General features: G+C 47.9%; 20 protein-coding genes and 1 riboswitch. Of the genes, 16 read left to right on the top strand and 4 right to left on the bottom strand.

Annotated elements, in window-relative coordinates:
- Positions 1-3: 3 nt before the first annotated feature.
- Positions 4-1,461, bottom strand: a complete 1,458-nt coding sequence (locus KNO98_RS08065) for an aldehyde dehydrogenase family protein (protein WP_214700409.1) — start codon at positions 1,459-1,461, stop codon at positions 4-6.
- A 168-nt stretch (positions 1,462-1,629) separates the two neighbouring features.
- Between KNO98_RS08065 and KNO98_RS08060 the strand changes: the two genes are divergently transcribed.
- From KNO98_RS08060 to KNO98_RS08050, 3 genes are all read left to right on the top strand, one after another.
- On the top strand, positions 1,630-1,956 hold the full coding sequence (locus KNO98_RS08060; protein WP_214700408.1) for a PadR family transcriptional regulator: 327 nt from the start codon (positions 1,630-1,632) through the stop codon (positions 1,954-1,956).
- Positions 1,957-1,958: 2 nt separating this feature from the next.
- The gene (locus KNO98_RS08055) at positions 1,959-2,714 is read left to right on the top strand and encodes an HAAS domain-containing protein (RefSeq protein ID WP_214700407.1); all 756 of its coding nucleotides are present in this window, start codon (positions 1,959-1,961) and stop codon (positions 2,712-2,714) included.
- A 120-nt stretch (positions 2,715-2,834) separates the two neighbouring features.
- Positions 2,835-3,512, top strand: a complete 678-nt coding sequence (locus KNO98_RS08050; protein ID WP_214700405.1) for a YjjG family noncanonical pyrimidine nucleotidase — start codon at positions 2,835-2,837, stop codon at positions 3,510-3,512.
- Between the two features lie 2 nt (positions 3,513-3,514).
- Here the strand turns inward: KNO98_RS08050 and KNO98_RS08045 are convergent, their stop codons facing one another.
- Complete coding sequence (locus KNO98_RS08045) at positions 3,515-3,964, bottom strand: NUDIX hydrolase (RefSeq protein ID WP_214700404.1); 450 nt, start codon at positions 3,962-3,964, stop codon at positions 3,515-3,517.
- Positions 3,965-4,019: 55 nt separating this feature from the next.
- On the opposite strand from KNO98_RS08045, the gene KNO98_RS08040 reads away from it, so the two are divergent.
- The 3 genes from KNO98_RS08040 to KNO98_RS08030 are packed head-to-tail and all read left to right on the top strand — an operon-like array spanning position 4,020 to position 5,649.
- Entirely contained in the window at positions 4,020-4,622 is a 603-nt protein-coding gene (locus KNO98_RS08040) for a pentapeptide repeat-containing protein (RefSeq protein ID WP_214700403.1), read from the top strand.
- Positions 4,619-5,446: an aminoglycoside 6-adenylyltransferase gene (locus KNO98_RS08035; RefSeq protein WP_214700402.1), complete on the top strand. Its 828-nt coding sequence runs from the start codon at positions 4,619-4,621 to the stop codon at positions 5,444-5,446. The genes KNO98_RS08040 and KNO98_RS08035 overlap by 4 nt, the downstream gene beginning before the upstream one ends.
- A 50-nt stretch (positions 5,447-5,496) precedes the next feature.
- Complete coding sequence (locus KNO98_RS08030) at positions 5,497-5,649, top strand: hypothetical protein (RefSeq protein WP_012727577.1); 153 nt, start codon at positions 5,497-5,499, stop codon at positions 5,647-5,649.
- Positions 5,650-5,656: 7 nt separating this feature from the next.
- Here KNO98_RS08030 and KNO98_RS08025 read toward each other — a convergent pair whose 3' ends face one another.
- Positions 5,657-5,950 carry an ion channel gene (locus tag KNO98_RS08025; protein ID WP_251129531.1) on the bottom strand — a complete coding sequence of 98 codons (294 nt, stop codon included), beginning with the start codon at positions 5,948-5,950 and terminating at the stop codon, positions 5,657-5,659.
- Positions 5,951-6,188: 238 nt separating this feature from the next.
- A riboswitch (TPP riboswitch) is annotated at positions 6,189-6,293 on the top strand.
- Between the two features lie 87 nt (positions 6,294-6,380).
- Between KNO98_RS08025 and tenA the strand changes: the two genes are divergently transcribed.
- From tenA to KNO98_RS07985, 8 genes are all read left to right on the top strand, one after another.
- Positions 6,381-7,055 carry a thiaminase II gene (gene tenA, locus KNO98_RS08020; protein ID WP_026824908.1) on the top strand — a complete coding sequence of 225 codons (675 nt, stop codon included), beginning with the start codon at positions 6,381-6,383 and terminating at the stop codon, positions 7,053-7,055.
- Positions 7,052-7,840 carry a hydroxyethylthiazole kinase gene (gene thiM / locus KNO98_RS08015; RefSeq protein WP_214700401.1) on the top strand — a complete coding sequence of 263 codons (789 nt, stop codon included), beginning with the start codon at positions 7,052-7,054 and terminating at the stop codon, positions 7,838-7,840. The genes tenA and thiM overlap by 4 nt, the downstream gene beginning before the upstream one ends.
- Positions 7,840-8,679: a bifunctional hydroxymethylpyrimidine kinase/phosphomethylpyrimidine kinase gene (gene thiD, locus KNO98_RS08010; protein ID WP_214700400.1), complete on the top strand. Its 840-nt coding sequence runs from the start codon at positions 7,840-7,842 to the stop codon at positions 8,677-8,679. The genes thiM and thiD overlap by 1 nt, the downstream gene beginning before the upstream one ends.
- On the top strand, positions 8,648-9,289 hold the full coding sequence (gene thiE / locus KNO98_RS08005) for a thiamine phosphate synthase (protein WP_214700398.1): 642 nt from the start codon (positions 8,648-8,650) through the stop codon (positions 9,287-9,289). Before thiD ends, thiE begins: the two co-directional genes overlap by 32 nt.
- 25 nt (positions 9,290-9,314) lie before the next feature.
- Positions 9,315-9,953, top strand: a complete 639-nt coding sequence (locus KNO98_RS08000; protein ID WP_026824911.1) for an SDR family oxidoreductase — start codon at positions 9,315-9,317, stop codon at positions 9,951-9,953.
- Positions 9,954-10,064: 111 nt separating this feature from the next.
- On the top strand, positions 10,065-11,630 hold the full coding sequence (locus KNO98_RS07995; protein ID WP_214700396.1) for a diguanylate cyclase domain-containing protein: 1,566 nt from the start codon (positions 10,065-10,067) through the stop codon (positions 11,628-11,630).
- Positions 11,631-11,672: 42 nt separating this feature from the next.
- On the top strand, positions 11,673-12,122 hold the full coding sequence (locus KNO98_RS07990) for an OsmC family protein (RefSeq protein ID WP_026824913.1): 450 nt from the start codon (positions 11,673-11,675) through the stop codon (positions 12,120-12,122).
- Between the two features lie 63 nt (positions 12,123-12,185).
- On the top strand, positions 12,186-12,428 hold the full coding sequence (locus tag KNO98_RS07985; RefSeq protein ID WP_214700395.1) for a hypothetical protein: 243 nt from the start codon (positions 12,186-12,188) through the stop codon (positions 12,426-12,428).
- Here KNO98_RS07985 and KNO98_RS07980 read toward each other — a convergent pair.
- A complete protein-coding gene (locus KNO98_RS07980) occupies positions 12,390-12,836 on the bottom strand; it encodes a DUF4385 domain-containing protein (protein ID WP_026824915.1) in 447 nt (148 codons plus the stop codon). The genes KNO98_RS07985 and KNO98_RS07980 overlap by 39 nt on opposite strands.
- Before the next feature lie 74 nt (positions 12,837-12,910).
- Here KNO98_RS07980 and KNO98_RS07975 point away from each other — a divergent pair, with 74 nt between their 5' ends.
- Positions 12,911-13,453, top strand: coding sequence for a GNAT family N-acetyltransferase (locus KNO98_RS07975; RefSeq protein WP_214700394.1), 543 nt, complete (start codon positions 12,911-12,913; stop codon positions 13,451-13,453).
- Positions 13,454-13,560: 107 nt separating this feature from the next.
- Positions 13,561-14,538 (top strand): LacI family DNA-binding transcriptional regulator, encoded by a 978-nt coding sequence (locus KNO98_RS07970; RefSeq protein ID WP_026824917.1) that lies wholly within the window; start codon positions 13,561-13,563, stop codon positions 14,536-14,538.
- Position 14,539: the final 1 nt, after the last annotated feature.

Raw genomic sequence — 14,539 nt, 5'->3', positions numbered from 1 at the left:
GTATTAAGAAAAGAACGGTTTATACTCGCGACGTTCATGCATGATGGACACCCATTGAAGCGTCGTGAACTCTTCGAGTACCCATTCGCCGTTGAAGCGTCCGAGACCAGAGTTTTTCTCGCCCCCGAACGGCATGTGCGGTTCATCGTTGACCGACTGGTCGTTGACGTGAATCATACCGGTTTCGACTTTTCGTGCAAAATTGGTCGCACGGTAAACCGAGCCGTGGACGGCACCGCTCAATCCATACGGTAATTCGTTCGAGAGACGTAACGCCTCTTCGTCATCTTTAAACGAAAGGATGACCGCGACCGGACCGAAGATTTCATTTTTCGCGAGCGGCATGTCATTCGTTACACCACTGAGGACGGTCGGTTCGAGGACGTTGCCGTCCGCTGTCCCGCCAGTATGGACGTTCGCACCGGCATCGACCGTTTTTTCAATCTGTTCTAAAATGCGATCGATTTGGTCATGATCGATGAGCGGACCGACTTGCGTGTCTTTTTCGTTCGGGTCACCCGCTTTCAACTGTTTAACGCGCTCAACGTAACGATCCACGAACTCATCGTGAATCGATTCAGCGACGAGGATTCGGTTCGTCGACATACAGATTTGTCCTTGGTGGAAGAACTTGCTGTAGACTGCTGATTCGACGGCGCGGTCGAGGTCGGCATCGTCGAGTACGACGAACACGTTATTTCCACCGAGCTCAAGTGCTGTTTTCTTCAGCAGACGACCTGCCTTCTCCGCAATTCCTTGCCCGACCTCGGTCGAACCTGTGAACGAGATGAGACGTGGGATCGGATGTTCGACAATCGCATCGCCGATTTCAGATCCTCGTCCGACGACGACATTGAGCACACCTTTCGGGAGACCGGCTTCTTCAAAGAGGGATGCGAAAAGAAGCCCACCTGTGACCGGTGTCGCTGTTGCCGGTTTGACGACGACCGTATTTCCGGTCGCAAGAGCCGTCACAATCGAGCGGACAGCCAAATGGAGCGGGAAGTTCCACGGGCTGATGATGCCGATGACCCCGAGTGGTTTACGATATACTCGGTTTTCTTTATTCGGGACGATTGAAGGTTTGATGAGCCCGTCCATACGGAATGGGAACGTCGCGGCCTCTTTGATGATGGCCATCGATGCGGCGAATTCACTTTCCGCTTTGATACGTGTACTCCCAGACTCTTTCACGAGCCAGTCAACGATTAGGTCTTTATTGTCCATCGTCAGCTGGGCAAACTTCTCAATCAACTCACGGCGTGCTTGCGGAAGCATGTCAGCCCAGTCCGTTTGAGACGCTTTCGCTGCTTCATAAGCGCGATTCAAGTCATCTTCATCCGCTGAACGAATCGAGAAGAGAGTCTCGTTCGAGAACGGATTGACGTTGTCAATCGACTTCTCGCTCGACCCGCTTATCCACTCACCATTGATGTACATTTTCGTAAAATCTGTGTGCATATTTGAACACTCCTTTATTTTTTCTTCACCATAAGAAGTATTCACTTGTTTTAGAAAAATAAACATCCAAAAGTGTAACTAACTTGTTTTACAAAGTAGTTGTAAATGGGGTTAGTTTCCATTACTATTATGTATAACAAGATAGTTGATTGAAAGTGAGGTTACGCCATGGCAATGAGTCAAATGTTAAAAGGTCTGCTTGAAGGGTGTCTGTTAGCCATTATTAGTAAAGGTGAGACATATGGATATGAAATGTCTGAAAAACTACAGAATTATGGCTTCGCAATGGTGAGCGAAGGAAGTATATACCCAGTATTATTGCGTATGAAAAAAGAAGGGTGGGTCGAAACGATTCAAAAGACTTTACCGTCAGGAGGTCCAAAGCGGAAGTACTATATTCTGACAGAAGCTGGGCAACAGGAATTACTCGCCTTTAAACAGCGATGGGCTGAAGTATCGAATGGTGTGAACCGTGTACTTGAGGAGGATGAATAAGCATGGAACTTTCAAAGAAAAGTCGTGATTTTTTAGATGATTTGTCGGTATACCTGATATCAAGCGGGAAATCTGAGACTGAGGTAAAAGATATTGTTTTTGAATTAGAGGATCACTTGCTAGAAGCGGAGCAAGCAGGGAAGGATGTGAACGATGTCATTGGACAAAGTCCGAAATCCTATATGCAATATATTGGTCGCGAGATGGCATTCGATAAGAAAGGATTTATGAAAATCATCGCAATGATCATCCTCAACTTATTCGCTTATATCATCATCGGAAACTTCATTCAAGGTGAGATGACGTTCTCGACGATTCAAATGGTTGGGTTTCCACTAGTAGCCTTACTCTTCTTGTTGGCTGCCTCACAAGCATTCCGAGCGATGTCGATTCGCACAAAAGAAAGCAAATTTAAAAATATACTAATTTATGCCTTACTTGCTACATTGCCAATGTTATCTTTTCTCGGCTTGATGGTGCTTGATCTTTTCATTGAGACGCCAACGGTTACATTCGATTCGAGCGGTCAACTTGTATTATTCGTAGTTGCTGTGATCATATTACTTATAACCTCTGTATGGACAAAGACATGGATTAATTTAATCATCCCGATTCTTTTGTACGGACCTCAGTATGCATTTTCCCGCACAAGTTTACCATTTGAGCAACAATCGATTTTTTCGATGTTGATTTTATTTGTCGGAATGGCAATTTTCTTTCTTGTTTGGTCTAAGAAGAACAAAGAGGACGAGGTTTGATGTTTCAGCCATTCGGTTCATCGTCAAGAAAAGATAAAGGGAGATTACGCTTATCTCCCTTTTTTGATGTTCGTTTCTACTTCCTGTACAGTTAGACGAAGAGAGGGGTTAGAAAGAACCATGAAACGATATGAAGCGATTTTATTTGATATTGATGACACACTACTAGATTTTAAACAAAGTGAACATGTCGCCTTGGAACAGTTACTTGCATCCTACAACGTCCGGATGACGGATGAGGTGAAGGCACGCTATGTCGACATCAACACAGGTCTATGGCGTGCATTCGAACGTGGGGAAGTAGACCGGGAAGAAGTACTCGTCGGGCGGCACACAAAACTGTTTGATTCGCTCGGTCTCACGGTTGATGGGCCACATGTCGAACAGCGGTATCGTGACTATTTACATGCGGGCGTGCACATGGTCGATGGTGCGTTAGAAATTGTACAAACGCTGAGCGTTGACTATCCGCTCTATATCGTCACAAACGGTGTGACGGAGACTCAATTCAAACGGTTAGAGTCATCGGGACTATTGCCGTACTTCCAAGATGTCTTCGTATCGGATGCGACCGGCTCGCAAAAACCGATGAAGCCGTTCTTTGACTATGTCTTCGACCGAATTCCGAATGTCGCACCAGAGAAGGGTTTGATTATCGGTGACTCAGTCACGGCAGATATCGCCGGTGGGCGGATGTATGGTCTAGATACGTGCTGGTTCAATCCGAAAGAAGTGGCCGCGACGATGGAGACGACGTATGAGATTCGACATTTACATGAGTTAAAATCGCTTCTCTAAGTTCAAGACGGGTTTAGTGAATGAACTGGCAAACGGTTCGGGAGTTGACCCAATACTTCTGGATAGAGCGTGACGTCTTGGAGACGGTCAAGCTTTTGCCAACGATAAATCAGGTGATCTCCTTCAGGTCCGTAAAAATCGCCGTCTTGGAGCGGGAGGTCACCATCTACATAAAAGTACAGTCCAATCTCATGAAACGGTTGGTCGTTGTACGTAAATAAATTCTCGTGCACGAAAGCGAACGAGGTATCGGTCACATGCATGTTCAACTCTTCATGAAGCTCGCGTGCGAGCGCGGTTGCGGCTTCTTCACCGAGCGTCACGCGACCTCCGGGTAATGCCCAAAAGTCATCCCGGACGTTTCGGTGAATCAATAAATGGTCGTCTTTTACAAAAATACCGGCAACGCGGTAATTGAAGACGCCGTGTTCAGTCGGAAATACGATGTCCATCTATATCACTTCCAATCTTTGTAATCTGTTCTAGTATACCTGAAGGAGAGATCATATGTTTCAACCACATACGCAATATCGAGACGAAGATTTCCGTGACGTGACACTCCGAGACGAAGAACTGTCACACGTCACGTTCGAGAACTGTCGTTTCACATACGTCGATGCAACAGAACTACAAACGGAGCGCTGTCAGTTCATCAATTGTGACTTCACGGATTCGAAATGGAACGCGTCCCGTCATGTCGGCAGTTCGTTTTTGAACTGTCAGTTTCATGGTGCCAACTTGTTCACGAGTGAGTTTGAACAATGTAAAATGACCGGGTCATCTTTTGAAGAAAGTCAGTTTGAAGGCGTTCTTGTAAAAGAGGGGGACTGGTCGTTCGTCAATCTTCGTCACGTGTCGCTCAAAAAGATGGATTGGTCCCATGTACGTTTAATTGAGGCGGACCTGTACGGAACTGACTTGACCGAGACGGTTTGGTATCAGGCGGACTTGTCCCGGGCGACACTTCAACATGCGGTGTGCCGTAGTGCCGACTTCAGAGGAGCACTCGTCGATGGGGTTGATTTTTCGAACGTGACGTTACAGCAAACAAAATTAGACGCGATGCAGGCGATCCAAGTCGCGCGCTCATTGGGGGCGATTGTAGAATGAAGCCGGAACAAATCATTGAACAGCTGGTTGCGTTCGCAACAGAACGTGAATACATCCGAACGGTCGTCTTGAACGGCTCGCTCGTCAATCCGAACATCCGACCAGACCCGTATCAGGATGTCGATCTTGCCTTTTACGTAGAAGACGTTCAAGCGGTTGCGACCGATCGCTCATGGATCGACATGTTTGGAGAGGTCTTGATTATGCAGACACCTGAGACGTCTGATCCCGAACGACATGTGACGTTTTTAGTGCAATATGTAGACGGACACCGTCTTGATTTGACGATTCGGCGTGTTGATCAACTTGAAGCGATGCTCGAATCCGACTCGCTCAGTCAAATCATCTTTGACCGAGATGATCATCCAGATGTGACGCCGTCAGACACATCGTATCGTGTGAAACATCCGTCTGCTGACGAGTATGCGGCTTGTTGGAATGAGTTTTGGTGGGTGTCGCTCTATGTCGTCAAAGGAATCAAGCGGCATCAAGTGCTATATGCGCTCGACCACCTCGACATCATGCGGAATATGCTCCGTCAGATGATGGAATGGAACATCGGTTATGCGACAGATTTCTCGGTGAATCTTGGGAAGTCAGGGGACGGGATGCGCGACCATTTACCGGAAGAGTTATGGGAGATGCTCGGGGCGACGTATGCCTCGGCTGAACTGAGCGCCATTGAGGACACGCATGACCGATTACAATCACTCTTTTTCTTTTGCGCGCAACGCGTCGCCGAACAAGGCCATTTCGTATTTCAGGAGGAAGAAGCGAGACGCGTCCGTGCTGCATGTGCAACACTTCGACATTCGAACGATTAATGACGGCGAGAGCCGGGAAACGCTCCTTATAGAGAAAGGAGCGTTTTTTCATGAATCCATATACGACATTTATTGCCCTTTTAGTCGGAAGTCTCGTCCTCTTTGTCGGCATTCGTTTAAAGAAATGGCCAATCATTTTGGTTGCGATGCTTCCTCTTGGTCTCGTCGCGTTCAATATGTTTTTGCTCATCACCGGACGCTAGAAAATCTTCACTCGTCTTTCTGATACATCGATTTGATGAAGAAGGCACTCGGTAATAAAATACCGATTGCGCCTTCGATGATAGCGAATAATCGGGTCAATCCGATTGGCAACAAATCACCAAAGCCAATCGATAGTAGGGTGACCCCGCTGAAGTACAGGAGGTTTTCCCAAGTCGGTTCGACAGCATTCATGGATTCGAGTGAGGTCACAAGAATGACTGAATCGCGAGATAGCGCATAATAAATCAACGTGAACCCTAACATGACACCAAATAGGCTGACGAATAACTGAGCGAACAACCTCCCATCAAATCCTGTCTGTTTATACGTTTAACGTTTGAAAAACCAAAACACGTTCAAGCTGATGAAGAGTAATGCAATCGTCAATAAAATCGTATTCATTCTGTCCACATCCTTTTCTTATCAATGTGCTTCCTTATCCATTCCCGAAGCGAAGAATGAAAAACGGGATCGGAAAAGGTTTGCAATTGATGAAAAAATTGATAGAATGTGGTCGAAGACGACTGAATTTCATAATGTTTGCCACTAGGGGAGTCGCGTTACGCGGCTGAGATGGACATGGTCCAGACCCTTTGAACCTGATCTAGTTCACGCTAGCGTAGGGAAGTGGGCGAAACGACTCATATGGCTTCACCTAGATATGACTGTTCGAGACGCCGCTTCCGTTATGGGAGGCGGCGTCTTTTATCTGTTATAAGGGGGAGTTCATATGAAATTTACAGATCACTTACGTCAGGAAGCAGATGGATTGTTTGAAGCAAGCTTTCATCACCCGTTTGTCCGTTCACTCGGAGAAGGAACGCTCGATGAGAAGAAGTTCAGACATTACGTCATGCAAGACTCTTATTATTTGAATCAGTTTTCGAAAGTGCAGGCGAAGGGGGCGACGCTCGCACCGACGATGGAACTATCAAGCCGTTTTTTAACACATGCCTTACACACGATTGAGGCGGAACTCTCACTTCATCGAGAGTTCTTTACGATGCTCGACGTGACGGATGTCGAATTGGCGACATTCGAGCCGGCTCCGACCGCTTATGCGTATGCGCTCCATATGCAACAGGCAGGACCGACACTCGGGGACGTGCTCGCGTCGATCCTTCCGTGCTACTGGGTGTATTACGAGATTGGCGAACGTCTTAAAGACAAGCGTCCTGATCATCCGATTTATTCGGCCTGGATTGCGACGTATGGCTCAGAGTGGTTCCGTGAATTGGTGGAAGAACAAATCGATCGATTAGATGAGCTCGCAGGGCAAGCGACAGAAGAAGAGCGTGTGCGTTATACGAAACTGTTCTTGAAGAGTTGCTATTACGAAGTCGCTTTTTGGGAAATGGCTTGGACACTTGAGTCGTGGACATTGTCACAGGAGGTCAACCAATGAGACATGAGATTTGGAGTGAGATTCGGAAGCAGGCACCGCTCATTCACAACATCACGAACACAGTCGTGGCGAATTTTTCGGCGAATGGACTGCTCGCCATCGGTGCCTCTCCCGTCATGGCGGATGCAATCGAAGAAGTGGCAGAGATGACATTTATAAGTGATGCGCTCGTGTTAAATATCGGGACACTTGGTACGATGACCGAAGCCACGATGATTCGTGCAGGGCAGGCGGCGAACGAGGCAGGATGCCCCATTGTACTCGATCCGGTCGGAGTCGGGGCGACGTCATTCCGACGAGATGTGGTCGAACGTATTTTGCGTCACGTGCGTGTCACGGCCATTCGAGGAAATGCAGGAGAAATCGCGACGTTGATTGGTGTCGATTGGGCAGCTCGTGGTGTCGATGCTGGAGACGGTGCATGCGAACCGCGACAATTGGCGCTTGAAGCAGCGAAACGATACGGATGTGTCGTGGCCGTGACTGGAAAAGAAGATATGGTCAGCGACGGGAACGTCGTCATGGAAATACACGGCGGGACGAAACGCATGACTGAGACGACCGGTACGGGATGTTTACTCAGTGCAGTGGTCGGAGCTTGTCTAGCAGTCGAAAAGAACGCCCTTAAAGCGACGGTGACCGCCATGTCAGGCTATGCTTATTCCGGTGAGCTAGCGAGTGAGCGAGCAGAAGGACCGGGAGACTTTCCGATTCACTTTTTAAATGCCCTCCATCAATTGACGCAACATACAATTCCGACGAATCGAATCGAGGTGTCGACATGATGAAACCTCAAGTTTTGACGATTGCAGGATCTGATTCAGGCGGAGGAGCCGGCATTCAAGCCGATCTCAAAACGTTTCAAGAGCTCGGCGTATTCGGGACGAGCGTGCTGACTGCAATCACAGCCCAGAACACACTAGGGGTCCATGGAATTGAGGCTATTTCCACGGAAATGATTACCCGACAAATCGATGCGGTAGCTGATGATTTTAGCATCACCGCTTGTAAAACCGGGATGTTGGTGGACGCTGAACGAATTGAAGCGGTGGCGAAGGCGCTCGAACGATATCGTTTCGAACATGTTGTCGTCGATCCTGTCATGGTAGCGAAAGGGGGCGCCTCTTTGTTGCAAGTTAGCGCGGTCGAAGCACTTCGCACGAAGCTGTTGCCACAGGCGACCATCGTGACCCCGAACATTCCAGAGGCAGAAGTGTTGGCGGGGATGGAGATTCGGACCGAGGCAGACCGGATGAAGGCAGCGCAGGTGATTCGAGCCCTTGGCGTCGATATCGTGATTATCAAAGGCGGACATTCGAATGATGTAGAAGCCGTTGACTTAATCGTGACCGAGTCTGAAGCGTTCCGCGTAAAAGCACCTCGAATCCAAACGAAAGATACGCACGGGACGGGATGTACGTTCTCTGCCGCATTGACAGCTGAACTAGCGTATGGGAAGACACTACGTCAAGCGGTCGTTGACGCAAAACGATTCATTCATCAGGCGATTGCACATGGATTATCGATTGGGCAAGGTCATGGACCGACTAATCACTGGGGACATCGCCTAGCGAAAGGAGAACAGATTACCATTGACGTCATGTACGAAACAAGTACTCGCTAAGCAGCTTCGCCTTTACTTTGTGTGTGGAACGACGGACGCATCCGATTTGGTGACGACCGTCAAAACGGCACTTCGATGTGGTGTGACATGTTTTCAATTTCGCGAAAAAGGTAAAGATGCATTGTATGGAGATGAAAAAGAAGCGATGGCAAGGACGCTCCAACATGAATGTCGAGAAGCAAAGGTCCCGTTCATCATCAACGACGATGTTGAATTGGCGCTCGCGATTGACGCGGATGGCATCCACGTCGGACAAGATGACTTACCTGCCAAACAAGTTCGAGAACGGCTAGGACCTGATAAATGGTTAGGGGTGTCGGTCCATACGATGGAGGAAGTCAGTGCAGCTCTTCCGTTCGCAGATTATGTCGGCATCGGTCCGATTCATGAGACGCGAAGTAAACTGGATGCAGGGATTGTGCGTGGCACGGAACTGATTCAACAAGTTCGTCGACACTATCCACTGCTGCCGATTGTGGGGATTGGGGGCATTCGTCCCGATCATGTCCCTGCTATTATTGATGACGGGGCAGACGGTGTTGCCGTCATCTCCGCCATCGCTTCTGCACCGGATGTAGCAGAAGCTACCCGGCGTTTCGCTTGTCTCTGAATTCAATTTTTGAGGAGGAAGACAGATGAACGTATTTGTTATCGGTGCAAACGGTCAGATTGGCCACCAGTTGGTCGAAAAGTTACACAAAGAAGGAAAACATCAAGTCACGGCGATGGTGCGTAAAGAAGAACAACTCGAGGACTTCAAGTCAAAAGGATATAACGCGGTACTTGGCGACCTCGAAGGTTCAGTGGCAGACTTACAAAAGGCGATTGATGGAATGGATGCCATCGTGTTCGCGGCTGGTTCTGGTGGAAGTACTGGAGCAGACAAGACACTCTTGATTGACCTAGACGGTGCGGCGAAGAGTATCGAGGCGGCACAAGCGAATGGGAACATCAAACACTTCGTTATGCTCAGCGCCTTAAAAGCAGAGGATCGTTCAGCTTGGCCTGATTCGATGAAACCATACTATGTGGCGAAACATCATGCCGATCGTTTACTAGAACAAAGTGGGCTCACGTATACGATTGTGCGTCCGGGTGCGTTGACAGATGACGCGGGAACGGGCAAAGTGAACACGAATTTCGAAGGTAGTGGTGAGATTCCACGTGAAGACGTGGCATCGTTCTTGGTGCATGTCCTTCATAACCATTCGAACGCTCAGAACAAAGCGATTGATTTGATTAAAGGAGATACCCCAATCGAAGAAACGCTATAAGTAGGTCGAAACAAGAACGGGATGTAAACCATCCCGTTTTTTGTCACGTTAAAGAGGGGAAAGTCAGCAGAATAGCGAAATGAAGAATATGAACAGGTGAGGAGGTTCGGCATGACCGAGATGTTTATTTATCTGGCGGTCTATTTGTTGCCGTCATTTTTACTCGGTTTTTTAGCGCTCGATGTCTTTCAACGAAATCCGAATAAAGTCGAGCATCGTTTGCTGAGCCTGTTTGTGTTCGGCTATTCGATGCTTTTCTTGGCAGAGTTTGTCCGGCATCTTTCACCGATTGAATATAGTCCCGCACTCATTACATATTGGTTTGGGAATGCCGGCATCTTGATTTTTATCTTCTCCATTCATTTCATATTGAACATTACGGGTGTCGGTGCGAAGGCGCCACGTTGGCTGTATCCATGGGTTGTCTACTTGCCGTTGATTCCAATCTTGTTGACGTACGTTCGAAGAGAAAACATTACGAACAGTCAACGGTTCGAACAGGTCGGAATTTGGATTTATCCTGAGTTCAATTCATCCTATTTGGTTACCTTAACTGTCGGGAATATTTTTCACACCCTGATTATCTTTCTTATTTTTTATGCGTTACGACGAACAGAACGTAGGGAACATCAGCGGGTATTACGGATGTTATTTTGGACAGCATTAGTCATATTGGTGTGGGACATCGTGTTCGGTTATTTTCAATTCCGTGGATTTATTCCACCGTACTCTTATATGTATGGAGGGCTCGTTTGGGCGGTGGCGCTCGTCATCGCGATGAATCGTTTAGACTTCTTAACCTCTTATGTTAAACGATATGGGACACTCTATAATTTAAATCCATCCGCTATCTTGTTGATTGACCCGGATGGTAGGGTGGAAAGTGCGAATCCGGCTGCGCGAACATTGTTTCATACGGTCCGCGTTGTGAATGAACGGTTTGTCGATTTGTTGCCAGAAAAGAAAAAAGCAGAGTGGATGGAACACTACACCAAACACTTTCGGACACGTAAAAAGTTTATAGAGTTCGAAACGAAAATTATGACGAAGTCTGGACAAGAACGGTACGTCGTTATCGATGGGGACTTTGTCGATATCGATCGAACGATTCATGGGATGATCATCATTCGGGACGTCCATTCGTTCAAAGAGGCCGAGCAGACGATCCGCTTTTTCGCCTACCATGATCCACTTACGAAATTGGCTAATCGCCGTGCGTTTTATGAACAAGCAGACCATGCGCTCCTGAGTGCCTCGCGACTATCTTTGCTGGTCATCGATTTGGACGGTTTCAAAGCGGTCAACGATACGTATGGCCATCAAATCGGTGATCATTTCTTAACACATTTAGGTGGACTGTTGGAAGCTTCGGCACGAGACGTCGGCTTGGCATCCCGTGTCGGAGGAGATGAGTTCTATATTTATTTAGTCGATTTAACAGATTCTGAAGTGCTTGCATTCATTCACGAACTTCAGCTGACGTTAAATCAGAACCCGTACCAAACGTCGGATGTGACGATTCCAATCCGGGCGAGTATCGGAGTCAGTCATGCCCCGGATCAAGGAACTGATTTAGATACATTGATTCATAAAGCAGACCAGGCGATGTACCAAATCAAACAAGACGGCAAAAATGATTATGCGGTTTATGATGAGGCGTTACATGGTCCAACATAACGGGAACATAGAAATGGTTAATCATTGAGAGGAGGATGGAACATGTCAGAAAGACCGTTAGTGACGATGCGCGCCGAAGGAGAGGCTGGAGGCGTCAAGACGACTGTGCGTGTAGGAGAACACACCCCTTTTATCGTAGATGAGCCGGAGCGACTCGGTGGAACGAATATGGGGCCGAACCCACTCGAATATCTTCTCGGAGCATTATCGTCTTGTACGACCGTCATGATTGCTTATGTCGCCCAGGACATGAGCTTTGAGTATGAAGGGGTCGAGTTCGTGACGGAAGGGACACTCGATCCACGAGGGTTCCAAGGGATGGAAGGTGTGCGCACTTACTTCGAGTCGGTTCATATGAAAATCGTACTCGACACGACCGAATCGGATGAGCGGATTGCGGAATTACGGAAAGGCGTCGAAGCACGATGTCCAATCCACAATCTCATGCATACGGCGGATGTCGCGATGACGGCAGAATGGGTTCGAAAATAAAGATGGGGGAAACCTCATCTTTTTTACATAGAAATGGCGAAAAAGAGCATGGGGGGAAGACGAATGCATCACCGACCGATGACGCGTGAATGGGCAGGTCAAATTCAAGAATGGACCTACGGAGCTCCTTATGACTTTTATAATCAACCGCATTCTGAAGAGGGAATCACCGAGTTGATGACGTATCAGGCGATTATGGACGGACACTCATCAAGGCAAATCAATGGTACGCATCAACACAAATTTGTTCCGCTTGTGGCGAGTAGTTCACCCGTACTGTTTTTGATGTGCCTTTTTACGTCGTAAATAATCGTCATCGGCACGGAGCTGATCCCAATACGTTTTGAAGATACGAGCGGACTCTGCCTTCTCCTCATCGATTTGACGCTCATGAATGTCACCGTCTTCTTTATATTTACGACCGCCTTTATAATTGGCATAGCGCCGGGCCCGTGTATAGCCCATTTGGATGAACTTTCGGGCCATATCCATCCCGACGAAATCATCGTTCGCGCGATATGTTTCAAACAGCTCCATGATTTCTTCAGCGGATTGCTGGGCAATTTCAGGTGTCTTGAATCGCCAATGCGGCAAAATTTCACTTTTATACGGTTCGATGAGTAGCACACCTTGTTCGCCACGGCCGACCCGGTACAGTTCGGGTTGTTGTCGGAAGTCGATTTCATCGAAGTTTAAATCATAATCAAATGGCATGTTCATTCCTCCTCGCCTAACGTTTCCCATTAGGTCGGTGGAGGAAACAACTCAAAGTAAAAGGACGGGTTGATATGATCACTCTAGAGACAGAACGATTGATGTTACGAGCATTTACGTTAGAAGACACAGAAGATATGTATCATTACGCAAAAGATGAGCGTGTCGGACCGATGGCGGGTTGGGCACCCCATGAATCGATTGACGAAACGAGGGACGTCATTCAACTGTTTATCGAGGAAGCCGATGTATGGGCCATCGTCTTGAAAGAGACCGGGCAAGTGATCGGCAGCATCGGACTACATGATCGAAGACCGGATCCGTCGATTCAACATGATGCACAACGTGAGATCGGCTATGTGCTCAGTCCAGATCATTGGGGGAATAGTTACGTGCCGGAAGCCGTTCAGGCGATGATTCGATTCGGATTCGAAGAGTTAAAGCTAGAGCGGATTTGGTGCGGCTATTTCAGCTTCAATGATCAATCGCGACGCGTCGTGGAAAAGTCAGGCTTTACCTATGCCTTCACGAAGACACAGGAACTGACCCGACTCGATGGGCGAACGGTAGATTGCCTCGTCTATGTACAACTAAACCCTGTTTCAATCACACACTGAGAATGAGTTCAGTGTGTTTTTTCATGAAATCACAAAAAAACCCTTGATATGTAACCGGTTACACATTAAGATGGTTTTGTAAGCGTTTCCAGAACGGAGGATGTCAAATGGCGACCATCAAGCAAGTGGCAAAACACGCAAACGTCTCGGTGGCGACAGTGTCACGCGTCATGAACAAAAGCGGATATGTGAGCGAAGAGGCGAAAGAAGCGGTTGAAAAGGCGATTGCGGAATTGAACTACGCACCAAATCGAGTCGCGCGTTCACTCTATAAAAAATCGTCTAATTTGATTGGGCTCATCATGCCAGACATCACGAACCCGTTCTTTCCACAGTTGGCTCGGGCGATTGAGGACGTTGCAAATCAGCACGGGTATCAAGTCGTCTTATGTAACACGGACGAACAACTTGAAAAAGAACAGACGTATTTGATTGCCCTGCAGACGATGCACGTCGATGGCTTGATTATCACGACGAACCATTCACACAATCCGAATTACGAGACGTTAGATTTACCCATGGTCGCACTTGACCGAATCGTGAAAGCGGGCATCGATGCGGTTATATCTGACGGATATGAGGGTGGGAAGTTGGCGGCCGACACGTTGCTAGAACGTGGTGCGACAAGACTGGCACATATTGCGGGTCCGGATCATTTAAAGACAGTCAAACGTCGGACGGAAGGATTCGTCGAAGCGGCAGGAGACAAGCTTGTCGGAATGACCGAATCGACTTTCACGTTTAAAGATGCTTTGAAAGCATCCCAACAACTATTCGACCATTCCTGGCCGTTCGATGGGATCTTCGCAGCGAACGATGTGATTGCGGCCGCTGTGTTGCAGGAAGCCGTCCGTCGGAACATTCGTGTCCCGGAAGAACTGCAGGTCATCGGGTATGACGGAATCGAGCTAGGTGAGATGACGTCTCCACCACTGACGACCATCGTGCAACCCATCTATGAGATGGGACGAGTCGCGACCGAACGATTACTGGACTTGATTGAGAAGAAAGACACGCGACCGAAAGAGATGCTATTACCGGTCACGTTACTTGAAAGACAAACGACAAAGCGGAAGGAGAGATAAA

The organism is Exiguobacterium sp. s57, from assembly GCF_018617685.1.
Classification (GTDB): domain Bacteria; phylum Bacillota; class Bacilli; order Exiguobacteriales; family Exiguobacteriaceae; genus Exiguobacterium; species Exiguobacterium marinum.
Note: the sequence above shows the minus strand (reverse complement) of the source record. Positions and strands in the feature narration are given on the sequence as shown.